Origin of the sequence: Rhizobium sp. 862_C5_N1_2 (assembly GCF_051811205.1) — a bacterium.
Lineage (GTDB): Bacteria > Pseudomonadota > Alphaproteobacteria > Rhizobiales > Rhizobiaceae > Rhizobium > Rhizobium leguminosarum.
The window spans coordinates 358,619-372,138 of record NZ_JBPWPT010000001.1; the positions used below are offsets into that span (position 1 = coordinate 358,619).

Here is a 13,520-nt window from a genome sequence, read left to right on the forward strand (position 1 = left end):
AGCGTCCTTTGTGCGTCCGAAAGGACGCACGGCGCTCTACTGGATGTCGCGCAAAACTGTGCAGCGGTTTTGGGATAACGACATGCGGAAAACAGAGAACTAAAGCGCGAGGAGCGAATCCGAAAGATCGCGATGCGCTTTAGAACACCCGAAGCGCGCGGAGATCGCGGTTTGCAGCGAGAAAATCGAGACGGGCGACGGCGGCAAGCAGCGTCATTGCAATCAAGCAGGAACCCAATCCGAGAACAATCATTGCTCTGTCCTTGTCGACGTCATGTCTTGGTTATCGACCGGCATATAACACGGAGCTTGCGTGTGCCTTGTAGCAGCCGTGCAACTCCGCAGCAGTATTTGCTGTGAACGGCCTTGAATTGCTTCAAAAGCCTGCACCGCGAAAGGCTTATTAACCTTCAAGCAAGGAATTAACCATAAACATTGGGTTACACGTCGGAATGGGAAGATGCACTCGTTCCCACCAGGCATGACGCCGTCCCGCCGTACCGGGTTGATCCGGTATCCATCTCTTCAGACAGCTCCGAAACATAGCTGATCAGGGGGCTCGATCCGCCGGTTGCGACCGGTGGTGAGGACCGTCTCCACGCTTCGCGTTCATCGGATGCTGCGAAAGTTTTTGGCCGGGCCTTTGCCCGGAAAGTGGTTGGGGACAGGCGTTGAGGCAGGATATGCCATCAGATCAGGCTCGTGGCGCGCAGGCAGGCAGCTTGCGCGACCGCCTGCGCTTTGCCGGTCTCGATGCCGACCAGTGCGAGTTGGTGCGCCGCAACCGGCCGGCCCTCGAGGCGCATCTGAAGGCGGGCCTCAGGGATCTCTTTCACAGGTTCCAGTCATTCCCCGACGCCTCGCGCAATTTCGAGAGCGAGCGCCAGGTCGACCGCCTGCACGATCTGCAGTCCTCGCATTGGGATGTGCTGACGGATGCGCGGTTCGACAGCCTCTATGCAGAGCGCGTCAAGGTTCTCTCCGATACCGAAAGCAAAATGGGCCTCGACCCGCGCTGGCACGTGGCCGGCCATGCCGTCATGCTGGAGCATGTCGTTTCCGGTCTCGCCGAGGAGATCGCCGGCCGTCCGCTGCTGCCGTCGGCCAAGCGCCGCACCCGCGAAATCTCCGACCTGATGACGGCGATCATCCGCATTGTCATGGTCGATGTGGAAATTGCCGTCTCGCTCCGCTTCAACGCGCTGCGCGCCGGGGAGCAGCGTGCGCTTGCCGACCAGCGCGCCGACAACGAGGCCGAGATCGCCCGGATCTTCGGCGATGTCATCGACGGTCTTTCCGCACGCGACCTGACGCGACGCGCGCCCGTCGACGGCGCCTATGCCGGGATCGCCGCCGCGCTGAACGGCGCGTTGGATGGCCTCCAGGCCGAGTTCACCGCCATTACTGAGCGCACGGTCAAGGCGGAAGCGGCGACGGGCTCGCTTGCCGGTCTGTCGCGGCAGTTCGCCGGCACGGCTTCCGGCCAGGCCGATCGGCTGCAGCTTTCCGCTGCGGCCCTTGCCGGCATTGCCGGCAGTGTGCGCGATGGTGCTGCCGACAGCCGCGCTGCCGAACAGGCGGCCGCCACGACGCGCGCTGCCGTCGAGGCAAGCGGTGAGGTCGTCGGCCGCGCAATCAGCGCCATGGCCGATATCGAGCAGTCGGCCGAAAAGATCGGCCAGATCATCGGCGCGATCGACGAGATCGCCTTCCAGACCAATCTTCTGGCGCTGAATGCCGGTATCGAGGCCGCTCGCGCCGGCGATTCCGGCCGCGGTTTTGCCGTCGTCGCCCAGGAAGTTCGCGCCCTTGCCCAGCGCTCGGCCGAAGCCGCCCGCGAGATCAAGACGCTGGTGACGACGACCAAGGCGCAAGTCGACGCCGGCGTGCAGATGGTCGGCCGCACGCAGGATTCGATCGGCAGCATCGTGCGTCAGGTAACCGACATCAACGCCGCCATCGCCGGCATCGCTACTCGAACGGGCGAACATGCCGCCAGCCTCGACAGCGTGACTTCAGACGTCAAGGGCCTGGGTGGCGAAGTGGCGGATAGTGCTGGACTTGCGGAGCGCTCCGCTGAAGGCGCCGACCACCTCCACACCGTCATTCTCGAGCTCGGCCAGACGATTCGCGAATTCCGCATCGCCCGGGAAAATGCCACTGCCGGGCGTCAAGCACCGGTTCGCGTGACACCGCCGCGCGCCATCGAGGCCGCCGCCCGTCCGGCACCGGCCGTGGACGAATACGAAAATGACGATTTTGGCCTTCCACAGCCCTTCGCAGGCGTCGGAGGTGGGCGGAATGTTTACTAACCTATCGGATGATTGCCCCAGCTCGTCTTTTCGGGCCGGGGATAAGGGGACAAGGAAAAGCTGATGGCAGCAAAGAAGAGTGGCAAGACGCTGGATTTGACAGCGGTGCTCGACCTCAACGAGGCTTCCGCCTTGCGCGATAAACTCCTCTCCCTCCGGGGTAGCGGTCTTTCGATAGACGCTTCCGGCGTCGAACGGATCGGTGCTCTTTGCGCCCAGGTTCTGATGTCCGCCGAGAAGACCTGGGAGCAGGACAAGCAGCCGTTCACCTTCTCCAAGGTGTCCGACGCATTTCAGAAAACGATGCAGCTGGTTGGCGTCAATATTGACCACCTGCTTGCCAAGGAGATTCGGCAATGAAGAAAAAAGTGCTCACCGTGGATGATTCCCGCACCATCCGAAACATGCTTCTCGTGACGCTGAACAATGCCGGCTTCGAGACGATCCAGGCGGAAGACGGCATCGAGGGCCTCGAGGTTCTCGAAGAGTCCAACCCTGATGTCATCGTGACCGACATCAACATGCCGCGCCTCGACGGTTTCGGCTTCATCGAAGGTGTCCGCCGCAACGAGAAATATCGGGCGATCCCGATCCTGGTCCTGACCACCGAAAGCGACGCGGAAAAGAAGAACCGCGCCCGCCAGGCCGGTGCCACGGGCTGGATCGTCAAGCCCTTCGACCCGGCCAAGCTGATCGATGCCATTGAGCGTGTAACCGCTTAAACCCAGGATTTGCTCCTATGGATATGAACGAAATCAAAGAGATCTTTTTCCAGGAGTGCGAGGAACAGCTCGCCGAGCTGGAATCCGGTCTTCTGAAAATGAATGATGGCGATCGCGATCCGGAAACCGTCAATGCGGTGTTCCGTGCCGTGCATTCGATCAAGGGTGGCGCCGGCGCCTTCGGCCTTGACGATCTGGTAGCCTTCGCCCATGTTTTCGAGACCACTCTCGATTGCGTTCGATCCAACAAGCTTGAGCCGAACCAGGATGTCCTGAAGGTGATGCTGAAGTCGGCCGACGTGCTCGCCGACCTGACGAACGCCGCACGCGACGGCGGCAGCGTCGATGAAAGCCGCAGCCGCGGCCTCGTCAAGGAACTTGAGGCGTTGGCCAACGGCGAATTGCCGTCTCCCTCGGCATCGTCCGAAGCGCCGGCGCCGAAGGCCGCCGCAAAGGCTGCTCCGGCCGCTCCGGCGCCGACCCCCAAGCCGACCGACGACAGCGGCTTCCAGCCAGTCCCCTTTTCCTTCGACGATTTCGGCGGCGAGGGCGATGCGGGCGGCATGCCGGCCTATGAAGTCATCTTCAAGCCGCGCTACGAACTCTATTCCAAGGGCAATGACGCCACCCTGCTGCTGCGCGACCTCTCGCGCCTCGGCGAAATGACCATCTACTGCAATACGGATGAGCTGCCGGGCCTGGAGGAACTCGATCCGGAAGGCGCCTATTTCTTCTGGAACGTCACGATCAAGACGGACAAAGGCGAGGACGCTATTCGCACCGTCTTCGAATTCGCCGAGTGGGATTGCGAACTGACGGTGAAGCCGGTCGAAGAAGCAAGGGCGGACGCGACCAGCAACGACGAACTGCCGATGGTGCCGGTCCCCTTCGATCTGTCGATCCTGGACGAAACGGGCGCAACGGAAGAGGTTTCCGCCTCAGACGCGCGGGCCGAGGAGACGGCCGCAGCCGTTGCCGCCGCCGAAACTGCCTCCAACGTCACGCAGATGGCCGCAGCCGCCGCCCGCGTCGAGAAGAAGGAATCGGCAGCCGCCGCAGCGGCCGCAGCAAGTGCTGCCGCCCAGAACAATGCCGCCGGTGCCGGCCAGACGATCCGCGTCGATCTCGACCGTGTCGACCGCCTGATCAACCTCGTCGGCGAATTGGTCATCAACCAGGCGATGCTGTCGCAGAGTGTCATCGAGAATGACACGACCGGCACCTCCTCGATCAATATGGGCCTCGAAGAGCTGCAGCAGCTCACCCGCGAGATCCAGGACTCGGTCATGGCGATCCGCGCGCAGCCGGTGAAGCCGGTGTTCCAGCGCATGTCGCGTATCGTCCGCGAAATCGCCGACATGACCGGCAAATCGATCCGCCTCATCACTGAAGGTGAAAACACCGAAGTCGACAAGACGGTCATCGACAAGCTGGCCGAGCCGCTGACCCACATGATCCGCAACGCCGTCGACCACGGCATCGAAACACCCGAAAAGCGCGCAGCTGCCGGCAAGAACACCGAAGGCACGGTCCGCCTCACCGCCAAGCATCGTTCGGGACGCATCCTGATCGAGCTTGCCGACGACGGCGCCGGCATCAACCGCGAGAAGGTCCGCCAGAAGGCGATCGACAACGACCTCATCCCGGCCGACGCTAACCTGTCGGACGAGGAAATCGACAACCTGATCTTCCTGCCGGGCTTCTCGACGGCCGACAAGATCTCCGACATCTCCGGCCGCGGTGTCGGCATGGACGTCGTCAAGCGCTCGATCCAGGCGCTCGGCGGCCGCATCAACATCACCTCGAAGCCGGGCCACGGTTCGGTCTTCACCATGAGCCTGCCGCTGACGCTCGCCGTCCTCGACGGCATGGTAGTCACCGTCGCCGGCCAGACGCTGGTCGTGCCGCTGACCGCGATCGTCGAAACCCTGCAGCCGGAAGCTGCCGCGATCCATTCCTTCGGTGCCAACCACCGGCTGATCTCGATCCGCAACAGCTTCTGCCCGCTGGTCGATGTCGGCCGCATCCTGAACTTCCGCGCCACCCAGGCCAATCCGGTCGAGGGCGTGGCGCTTCTGGTGGAATCCGAAGGCGGCGGCCAGCGCGCCCTGATGGTCGACGCCATCCAGGGTCAGCGCCAGGTGGTCATCAAGAGCCTGGAAGCGAACTACACCCACGTGCCGGGCATTGCTGCCGCCACAATCCTCGGTGACGGCCGCGTGGCTCTCATCCTCGATGTCGACGCAGTTGTCGGCGCCTCGCGCGGCCAGTCGCTCAAAGCGGAAATGTCGTTAGCAGCGGTGGGCTAAGGGAATGTCGTACACTGTAAAAAATCTGAACGAGGGGGATCGCGAGCTGATCGCGTTCCGCATCGGGGATCAGGAATTTTGCGTGAACATCATGTCGGTTCGCGAAATCCGGGGCTGGACTCCGGCGACCGCGATGCCGCATTCGCCTGGCTATATGCTGGGTGTCATCAACCTGCGCGGTGCGGTGCTGCCGATCATCGATCTTGCGGCCCGGCTCGGCATGAAGCCGGCCGATCCGACCGCCCGTCATGTCATCATCGTCGCCCAGGTCCGGCGTAAGGTCGTCGGCCTCCTGGTCGACGCCGTTTCTGATATCCTGACGGTGACCGACGAAACCATCCAGCCGACGCCCGAGATCTCCTCCGAACTCGAGCGTCAATTTGCCCGCGGCATTCTCGCCATCGAGAAGCGAATGATCTGCCTGATCGAACTCGAATCCCTCTTTCCAGAGACCGAAAGCGAAGCCGCATGAGTGTAATGGGCGCAAAAGATCAGAGACAGGGATCCGACGAGGTCCTGGCGAGCGGAGAATATCCGCTGACGCGCCGCGACCTCACCGAGATCGCCGCAATGATCTATTCGGATGCCGGCATCTTCCTCAACGAGACGAAGGCGTCGCTGGTCTATTCGCGTCTATCGAAGCATATCCGCAATCTCGGTCTGTCCGGCTTTCGGGAATACTGCGAGCTCGTCGCTTCGCCGGCGGGTGCTGCGCCGCGGCGCGAGATGCTTTCGCACCTGACCACCAATTTTACCCGCTTCTTCCGCGAGAACCACCATTTCGACCACCTGCGCGACCATGTCCTGCCGGAACTTCTGCAGCGGGCGAGATCGGGCGGCAGGGTGCGCATCTGGTCAGCCGCCTCCTCCGATGGGCAGGAACCCTATTCGATCGCGCTGACGGTGCTGTCGCTGATGCCGAATGTCGCGGACTACGACTTCAAGATCCTGGCAACCGACATCGATCCGAAGATTCTCGCGATCGCCCGGGCCGGCGCCTATGACGAGAGCGCGCTTGAAACCGTGTCGCCTGCCATGCGCAAGCAATGGTTCAGCGAAGTCGAGATACAGGGCCGCAGGAAGTTCCAGGTCGACGACCGCGTCAAGCGGCTGATCACCTACAACGAGCTGAACCTGATGGCGCAATGGCCGTTCAAGGGCAAGTTCGACGTCATCTTCTGCCGCAACGTCGTCATCTATTTCGACGAGCCGACGCAGATGAAGATCTGGCAGCGTTTCGCCGGTCTGCTGCCGGAGGGCGGGCATCTCTATATCGGCCATTCCGAGCGCGTTTCGGGTGAGGCAAAACACGTCTTCGACAATATCGGCATCACGACCTATCGCTATACGGCCAAAGGTCTCGGGAGGAAGGCATGAGCGCTCCGGCAAGAGTTCTCGTTGTTGACGACTCCCCGACGATGCGGGGCCTGATCACCGCCGTGCTGAGTTCCGACCCCGAGGTCAACGTCATCGGCCAGGCCGGCGATGCGCTGGAAGCGCGCGAGGCGATCAAGCGGCTGAACCCCGACGTCGTGACGCTCGACATCGAGATGCCGAACATGAACGGTCTCGATTTCCTCGAAAAGATCATGACGCTGCGTCCGATGCCGGTGATCATGGTATCCACCATGACCCATCGCGGCGCCGAGGCGACGCTTGCGGCGCTGGAGATCGGCGCGTTCGACTGCGTCGGCAAGCCGGCGCCGGGCGAACTCAGGCCGTTTGGCGACCTCGCCGAGAAGGTCAAGGCCGCCGCGCGCACGCAACGCCAGTATTCCCAGCCTGCTGCCGCCGTCGCGCCACCACCCTCGGTCGCCGATTTCCGCGTCGGCCGCAAGATCGTCGCGATCGGCTCGTCGACCGGCGGTGTCGAGGCGCTGATCGCCGTGCTGCAGAAATTTCCGGCGAATTGCCCGCCGACCGTTATCACCCAACATATGCCGCCGACCTTCACCAAGAGCTTTGCCGAACGACTGAACCGCCTCTGTGCGCCGGTGGTGCAGGAAGCGACCGATGGTGCCCGTCTCGAAATCGGCAAGATCTATCTGGCGCCCGGCGGCGAGCGTCACCTCCAGGTCAGCAGCGCCTCGGCGCCGTGCTGCCGTCTCATAGACCGGGCACCGGTCAACGGTCACCGCCCCTCGGTGGACGTACTTTTCGATTCGGTCGCGGAACTGGCGGGCCGCAATGCCGTCGGTGTGATTTTGACCGGAATGGGCCGCGATGGCGCCGCCGGATTGTTGAAAATGCGCCACGCCGGCGCCAGAACGCTCGGCCAGAACGAAAAAACCTGTGTCGTTTACGGAATGCCAAGGGTTGCTCACGAACTTGGCGCCGTTGAGCAGCAGCTCCCGCTGTCTGCCATCGGTGAAGAAATATTGAAAATGACAGCCGCCCGAAAGGAAGGGACCGAATAAATGTCGATCGCGGAGAAAATCAAAGTTCTGATCGTCGATGATCAGGTAACGAGCCGGTTGCTGCTCAGCGACGCGCTGACTCAGCTCGGTTTCAAGCAGATCACCTCGGCCGGCGACGGCGAGCAGGGCATGAAGATCATGGCCGAGCAGCCGCACCACCTGGTGATCTCGGACTTCAACATGCCGAAGATGGATGGCATCGGCTTCCTTCAGGCTGTTCGCACCAACCCGAACACCAAGAAGGCGGCCTTCATCATCCTGACCGCCCAGGGCGACCGCGCGCTGGTGCAGAAGGCGGCCCAGCTCGGCGCCAACAACGTGCTCGCCAAGCCGTTCACGATCGAGAAGATGAAAGCGGCCATCGAAGCCGTGTTTGGAGCCCTGAAATGATCACTGAGGGGGCAGCCCGCCGCGTGCACATCATTCAGGGCGAGTACAAGGTTCTGAGCGATCCGAATGCGGTCCTCTCGACCATTCTCGGTTCGTGCGTGGCTGCGTGCCTCAGAGATCCTGTCGCCGGTGTCGGCGGCATGAACCACTTTCTGCTGCCCGGTTCGGCGACGTCGCCGACTTCAGGTGGCGATGCCACGCGGTACGGCGTGCATCTGATGGAACTGCTGATCAACGGCCTCCTGAAGCAGGGCGCCCGGCGCGACCGGCTGGAAGCAAAAATCTTCGGCGGCGCGAAGACGATCTCGACATTCTCCAATGTCGGTGAGCAGAACGCGGCCTTCGCCGTGCAGTTCCTGAGGGATGAAGGCATTCCGGTGGTCGGTTCCTCGACCGGTGGAGAGCATGGACGCAAGCTTGAATATTGGCCGGTCTCCGGTCGTGCGCGGCAATACCCCCTGACCGGCGCCGAAACGCAGAGAACTGTCGCTCTCGAGCAGCGTCCCGCCGCTCCGCAGAAGCCCGTCGAAACCAGTATCGAATTTTTTTGATGGCGAGGATTTTCATATGACATTTAACCCGGTGATGGAGCCGCCTGCGCCTGTTGAAGCGCTGAGCGACATCCTGATGCGCATCGTGTCCGAACTGCACGATGTCGCCTATCTCATCGAGCGCATCGAGCCGCAGCTTCTCGAAATCGGCGGCGCCGAAATCCTGAATTCGCCGGATGCCATGAAGGTCATGCAGGGCATTGATCTGGCAGTGCAGAAATCGCGCGGCCTTGCCGAATTTATCGATACCATCACCGGTGAAATCCCGCACGGCTGGGCAGTCGATGTCGCAACCGCGCTCAGCCTCGTCAAGCTGGCAGAGATGCAGAAGGCATTGGGCGGCGCCACACGCCACGGCCATTCCCAGCCATTGAGCAAGGCAGCCGGCGACTTCGATTTCTTCTAAAGCGCGTCGCAATCTTCAGATTCGCGCCTTGCGCTTTAGGCCCATTTTGCGCATGTCGTTTTCGCAAAACCGCAGCACACCTTTGCGCGACATGCTTGGGACCTTTTCGGCCCTGCCGTTCTTCACGAAACGCTCGCACAAGTTTCGCCGACTATTCGTCTGATGAGGCAATAAGCCTGCTTTGTCTTTGACGGATCGTGCGAGAACAGAATGAATCTGTTAAATCAATTAGTTCAGATATTTAAGAACTTCGGCGCCTTGGGCCGAACGCGCCTGATGATTCTTGGAGGCGTCGGTGCCGTCTCTATCGCAATCGTCCTTGCGGCTGCCCTTTTCGTCAACAAGCCGGCACAGGAAACGCTCTATGTCGGTCTGGACTCGCCGGATCTCAACCAGATCAGCATGGCGCTTGCCGAAGCCAACATCAATTTCCAGGTCGGCACGGACGGCACCAGCATCAGCGTCCCCGCGGGGATGACGGGCAAGGCCCGCTTGATGCTTGCCGAGCGCGGCCTGCCGAACAGCGCCAATGCCGGTTACGAACTCTTCGACAATGTCGGCTCTCTCGGCCTGACCTCCTTCATGCAGGAGGTGACGCGGGTTCGGGCGCTGGAAGGCGAAATCGCCCGCACCATCCAGTCGATCTCGGGCATAACAGCCGCACGCGTCCACATCGTCATGCCGGAGGTCGGAAACTTCCGGAAGGCGGAGCAGAAACCGACTGCCTCCGTCATGATTCGCGCCAGCGCGACCACCGGGCGCAGCGCAGCGACCTCGATCCGCCACCTCGTCGCCTCGGCTGTGCCGGGGCTTGACGTCGATGACGTGACCATTCTCGATTCCGCCGGCCAGCTGCTCGCTTCCGGCGACGAGGCGAGCAACAGCTCGCTGAACCGCTCGCTCAACATCGTCCAGAACGTTCAGCAGGAAGTCGAATCCAACATCGACAAGGCGCTGGCACCCTTCCTCGGCATGGACAACTTCCGCTCCAGCGTCACCGCCGATCTCAACACGGACGCCCAGCAGATCCAGGAAACGACCTACGATCCCGAATCCAAGGTCGAACGCTCGGTTCGCTCGACGAAGGAAGCCCAGCAGTCACAGCAGAAGCAGTCCGATAGCGCGACGACGGTCGAGCAGAACATTCCGCAGGCGGCCCCCGAGGCCGGCGGTTCCGCCGGGCCCGAATCGCAGGACAAATCCGACAAGCGCGAAGAGCAGACCAACTACGAAATCAACAGCAAGACGACGGCGACGACCCGTAACAGCTATAAGGTCGAGAAGCTTTCGATCGCTGTGGTGGTCAACAAGGGCCGCATCGCCAAGATGGTCGGAGAACCCGCCGACCAGACCAAGGTTGATGCCTATCTTGCCGAAATGCAGAAGATCGTCGCTTCGGCGGCCGGCATCGACGCCAAGCGCGGCGACGTCGTCACCGTCACGGCCATGGACTTCCTCGAAAACCAGCTGCTTGAAGACGCCACCGGTGGCGTCCGCGTTATGGACATGCTGAGCCGCAACCTTGCCGGCATCATCAACTCGCTCGCCTTTGTCGCGGTCGCCTTCGTGGTGGTCTGGATGGGTCTGCGGCCGCTGGTGCGCAGCGTCAGCGGCAACGGCAGCTCCGCGGCTTTCGGCGACGCCACGCCGGAAGCGGCCGGCCTCGAGCTTCCGGACTTCGCGCCTGCATCAGGCGCCGCCGGTGGCGCTCTCATGGACGGCTTCGGGTCCGATTTCGGCTTCGACAGTACCGAAGACCTGCTCAGCCTCGGCGACGACGATGGAAACTTCAATCGGCGCGTCAAGGAAGGCCCGGAACGCAAGCTTTCCCGTATGGTCGAGATCAACGAGGAACGCGCCGCGAAAATCCTCAGGAAATGGGCGATCGACGACGCAGCGTAAAGCAAAGGCCGGGCAACCGGCCTTTTTTCATGTCGGTACCCGAAGCGTGATTCCCCAACCGCTGTTTGCTGAAAAGCCGTGACTGCAGATACGAGAGACCCGGCCTGACATTCAGGGTCGGGAATTCGAATAAGACGATAGACCCGATCACTGAAATGCGGCTGTAGCGCGACATGATGAGATGGACTCGCGTAAAACGCGAAGCAAGTTGCGATACCGCCAGAATCACCTTAGCCTCCTTATATCTTGAAGGCTGGAACGAGTGATCGAATCAGTGCATTGGCGACAGCGAAAGTAAATCCCTAGAAGTCGGAGATGGTGATTTGCATCGGCTGGCTTACCCTTAGGTGATTCGAAATGGGATTCGAGCGGGACTTGAATTGAATCCCTTACAGAAAAATTGCTGTTGCACCGAGTTCGATCGTTTCTCAGCCGCAGGACGTTGCCAATGGATATGAATGTAATTCAGGCGAGCAAAGGCGAGAGGCAGATGGCGAATTTCGCGAGTGCGGTGGTGCCGGATCTGTTGCCGCGCGATGAGCTGCTCCAGCGCCTCCACGGTGTCACCAGCAGCGGCAGGTTGCAGTCTGGCCTGCGCGCACTGACGGACTACGTGGGTGCTTCGCACTATCTTCTGGCGCGCTGCGATCTCCTCCAGGAAAGTGGCCTCGATTTCATCGTTTCGTCTGATTGGCCCTTCGACCTGGTCAGGGACATCGCCAATGATCTGGTCCGTGGCTATGCCCGTTCGACCGAGCTGGAAAGATGCATGCAGGTCTTCCAGCCGAATTTTGCTCTTCTGCCTGACAGTGCCGAAGTTCCGGACGGCGCCAGCCGCCAATATTGTTCGGTGACCTTCAATGTCGGCCGGTCGCGGCTGGCTCTGATGTTCCTGTTCGGCGAGGGGTTCATTCTTTCGCCGGAGCGGTTGCGCGATGTCGGTCTGCTTGCAGGTTATGTCGCGAGCTTCCTTCGCTGCGGCGGGACGAGGGTCGATCGCGATTTCGAATTGACGGACCGGGAACTGGAATGCCTGTTCTGGATTGCCGAGGGCAAGACCAGCGACGAGATCGCGATGATCCTCGGAATTTCCCGCAATACCATCAACAACTACATCACCAGTGTGATGCGCAAGACGGCGACCAAGACCCGGTCCGAGGCCATTGCTTTCGCCGTCCGGAATAATCTCGTATAGGGGGATCTATGGGGCACCCATCAGGCAGGACGATGAGCAGCGCTGAGCAGCTGCGCATGGTGCGTGTGAGCAGGATTTCCAGCCGGTCCGATCTTTTTCCGCGGCTGATCGCGATGCAGAAGCTCGTCGATGCGCAAGGATTCGCGATCTTCCGCGTCAGCGGTTCGGGCCTTCCGGCAAAGCAGCGGCTTGTCTGCGAGCTTGAGAACTGGGGACCGTCCAATGGCGGTTTCGGCAAGGCCTTCACGGACGCCTATGGCGATATTCTTCTCGACCATATCGACAAATCGCTGCTGCCGCTTTCATGGGCCGGCGGTTACGACCGTGCGGCGCCCGGTCCGGCGGACTTCGCGCCGTTCATGACACGGCTGCAGGACGGTATTCTGCCTTTCTCCGGACTTGCCTTTCCGGTGCGGCTCGGCGCCGTCGGCAACGGTTTCATCCTTTTTACCGGCGATGAGATCGATCCCTCGAGCGATACCATCGTCGAGCTGCACGGCCGCTGCTGCCATATCATGATGGATCTACTCTCGCTCGACGAACGCCGCACGGCCGCCGCCGAGGCGCTCAGCGAACGCGAGATCGCCTGTCTGCAGCTTGCCGGCGACGGCCGCATCAGCGAAGAGATTGCCGACAAGCTTGGCCTGTCGGTGCACACCGTGAACGCCTATCTCGGCTCGGCGACCATCAAGCTCGATTCCGTCAACCGTATTCAGGCGATCGCCAAGGCGATCCGGCTCGGTTATATCAGCTGAACCCGCGCAGTCCTTCATAGCGTTGCGCGTCTTTTCAGACGCGCAAGCGACGCTGTAACGCTTTGAATTGCGGTCCAAGGCGAATGTGAAAGCGCGCGGTTGTCTTGAAAGACGTCAGCCGGCCAGCGCCTGAGGCGGCTGGTTCACGCTGTAACGCGCTTCCCGAAGGCTCTTTTTGAGGAAGATGGTGTTCTCGTCAGGATCGGCCGAGGGGTCCTGGAAAGCGATATGATTGATCTCGATGCCGGCGTGATCTTCGGCAAGGGTGAGCTGCGCGTAGACGGTGACGCCGCGCGGCTTGATTTCCAGGTCGAGAACGACTTCAGGCTTGCCGCCCCACTCCAGCGTATAATTGCCGCCCAGGCCGAAATTCACCGTGCCCGGATGAAAGAAAAGCTCCGCCGCCGATGCGACGAGATCGGAAAGATTGCCGTAATACTCGAAGCGCAGCAGTGAAATAAGGTCAGAAGCATCCAGAAGGCGCAGTTCAGTGGCGACCGGGCTGATCGCGTCTGCGAGGATCTTTTCACGCTGGGTAGAGTGGGGACATTTTTTCATTCG

14 protein-coding genes are annotated in these 13,520 nt (G+C 61.3%); 13 read left to right on the plus strand and 1 reads right to left on the minus strand.

Annotation, left to right across the window (positions count from 1 at the left end; all coding sequences use genetic code 11):
• The first annotated feature begins 683 nt into the window (after nt 1-683).
• The 13 genes from ACD590_RS01790 to visR all read left to right on the plus strand — a co-directional run bounded on the left by ACD590_RS01790 (nt 684) and on the right by visR (nt 12,959).
• Nucleotides 684-2,312 (plus strand): globin-coupled sensor protein, encoded by a 1,629-nt coding sequence (locus ACD590_RS01790; protein WP_439002028.1) that lies wholly within the window; start codon nt 684-686, stop codon nt 2,310-2,312.
• A 63-nt stretch (nt 2,313-2,375) separates the two neighbouring features.
• Nucleotides 2,376-2,672 (plus strand): STAS domain-containing protein, encoded by a 297-nt coding sequence (locus ACD590_RS01795; RefSeq protein WP_003545491.1) that lies wholly within the window; start codon nt 2,376-2,378, stop codon nt 2,670-2,672.
• Nucleotides 2,669-3,034, plus strand: a complete 366-nt coding sequence (gene cheY1, locus ACD590_RS01800; RefSeq protein ID WP_003545492.1) for a chemotaxis response regulator CheY1 — start codon at nt 2,669-2,671, stop codon at nt 3,032-3,034. The genes ACD590_RS01795 and cheY1 overlap by 4 nt, the downstream gene beginning before the upstream one ends.
• A gap of 17 nt (nt 3,035-3,051) precedes the next feature.
• Complete coding sequence (locus tag ACD590_RS01805) at nt 3,052-5,343, plus strand: chemotaxis protein CheA (RefSeq protein WP_018244794.1); 2,292 nt, start codon at nt 3,052-3,054, stop codon at nt 5,341-5,343.
• A 4-nt stretch (nt 5,344-5,347) separates the two neighbouring features.
• Nucleotides 5,348-5,815, plus strand: a complete 468-nt coding sequence (locus ACD590_RS01810) for a chemotaxis protein CheW (RefSeq protein WP_012756045.1) — start codon at nt 5,348-5,350, stop codon at nt 5,813-5,815.
• Entirely contained in the window at nt 5,812-6,720 is a 909-nt protein-coding gene (cheR, locus tag ACD590_RS01815; RefSeq protein ID WP_026230582.1) for a protein-glutamate O-methyltransferase CheR, read from the plus strand. Before ACD590_RS01810 ends, cheR begins: the two co-directional genes overlap by 4 nt.
• Nucleotides 6,717-7,760 (plus strand): protein-glutamate O-methylesterase CheB, encoded by a 1,044-nt coding sequence (gene cheB / locus ACD590_RS01820; protein WP_018445823.1) that lies wholly within the window; start codon nt 6,717-6,719, stop codon nt 7,758-7,760. Before cheR ends, cheB begins: the two co-directional genes overlap by 4 nt.
• Nucleotides 7,761-8,150 (plus strand): response regulator, encoded by a 390-nt coding sequence (locus ACD590_RS01825; protein ID WP_003556488.1) that lies wholly within the window; start codon nt 7,761-7,763, stop codon nt 8,148-8,150.
• Nucleotides 8,147-8,701, plus strand: a complete 555-nt coding sequence (gene cheD, locus ACD590_RS01830) for a chemoreceptor glutamine deamidase CheD (RefSeq protein WP_018244796.1) — start codon at nt 8,147-8,149, stop codon at nt 8,699-8,701. Before ACD590_RS01825 ends, cheD begins: the two co-directional genes overlap by 4 nt.
• 16 nt (nt 8,702-8,717) lie before the next feature.
• On the plus strand, nt 8,718-9,107 hold the full coding sequence (gene cheT / locus ACD590_RS01835; protein WP_018072555.1) for a chemotaxis protein CheT: 390 nt from the start codon (nt 8,718-8,720) through the stop codon (nt 9,105-9,107).
• Nucleotides 9,108-9,317: 210 nt separating this feature from the next.
• A complete protein-coding gene (gene fliF, locus ACD590_RS01840) occupies nt 9,318-11,009 on the plus strand; it encodes a flagellar basal-body MS-ring/collar protein FliF (protein WP_018244797.1) in 1,692 nt (563 codons plus the stop codon).
• A 448-nt stretch (nt 11,010-11,457) separates the two neighbouring features.
• Nucleotides 11,458-12,204, plus strand: coding sequence for a transcriptional regulator VisN (gene visN / locus ACD590_RS01845; protein ID WP_028734030.1), 747 nt, complete (start codon nt 11,458-11,460; stop codon nt 12,202-12,204).
• A gap of 8 nt (nt 12,205-12,212) precedes the next feature.
• Nucleotides 12,213-12,959: a transcriptional regulator VisR gene (gene visR, locus ACD590_RS01850; protein ID WP_113544501.1), complete on the plus strand. Its 747-nt coding sequence runs from the start codon at nt 12,213-12,215 to the stop codon at nt 12,957-12,959.
• Between the two features lie 114 nt (nt 12,960-13,073).
• Here visR and ACD590_RS01855 read toward each other — a convergent pair whose 3' ends face one another.
• Nucleotides 13,074-13,517 (minus strand): hypothetical protein, encoded by a 444-nt coding sequence (locus tag ACD590_RS01855; RefSeq protein ID WP_018072559.1) that lies wholly within the window; start codon nt 13,515-13,517, stop codon nt 13,074-13,076.
• Nucleotides 13,518-13,520 lie beyond the last annotated feature (3 nt).

Coding starts and splice junctions, on each gene's coding strand:
- ACD590_RS01790 (WP_439002028.1), top strand. CDS start 684: ATGCCATCAGATCAGGCTCGTGGCGCGCAGGCAGGCAGCTTGCGCGAC.
- ACD590_RS01795 (WP_003545491.1), top strand. CDS start 2,376: ATGGCAGCAAAGAAGAGTGGCAAGACGCTGGATTTGACAGCGGTGCTC.
- cheY1 (WP_003545492.1), top strand. CDS start 2,669: ATGAAGAAAAAAGTGCTCACCGTGGATGATTCCCGCACCATCCGAAAC.
- ACD590_RS01805 (WP_018244794.1), top strand. CDS start 3,052: ATGGATATGAACGAAATCAAAGAGATCTTTTTCCAGGAGTGCGAGGAA.
- ACD590_RS01810 (WP_012756045.1), top strand. CDS start 5,348: ATGTCGTACACTGTAAAAAATCTGAACGAGGGGGATCGCGAGCTGATC.
- cheR (WP_026230582.1), top strand. CDS start 5,812: ATGAGTGTAATGGGCGCAAAAGATCAGAGACAGGGATCCGACGAGGTC.
- cheB (WP_018445823.1), top strand. CDS start 6,717: ATGAGCGCTCCGGCAAGAGTTCTCGTTGTTGACGACTCCCCGACGATG.
- ACD590_RS01825 (WP_003556488.1), top strand. CDS start 7,761: ATGTCGATCGCGGAGAAAATCAAAGTTCTGATCGTCGATGATCAGGTA.
- cheD (WP_018244796.1), top strand. CDS start 8,147: ATGATCACTGAGGGGGCAGCCCGCCGCGTGCACATCATTCAGGGCGAG.
- cheT (WP_018072555.1), top strand. CDS start 8,718: ATGACATTTAACCCGGTGATGGAGCCGCCTGCGCCTGTTGAAGCGCTG.
- fliF (WP_018244797.1), top strand. CDS start 9,318: ATGAATCTGTTAAATCAATTAGTTCAGATATTTAAGAACTTCGGCGCC.
- visN (WP_028734030.1), top strand. CDS start 11,458: ATGGATATGAATGTAATTCAGGCGAGCAAAGGCGAGAGGCAGATGGCG.
- visR (WP_113544501.1), top strand. CDS start 12,213: ATGGGGCACCCATCAGGCAGGACGATGAGCAGCGCTGAGCAGCTGCGC.
- ACD590_RS01855 (WP_018072559.1), bottom strand. CDS start 13,517: ATGAAAAAATGTCCCCACTCTACCCAGCGTGAAAAGATCCTCGCAGAC.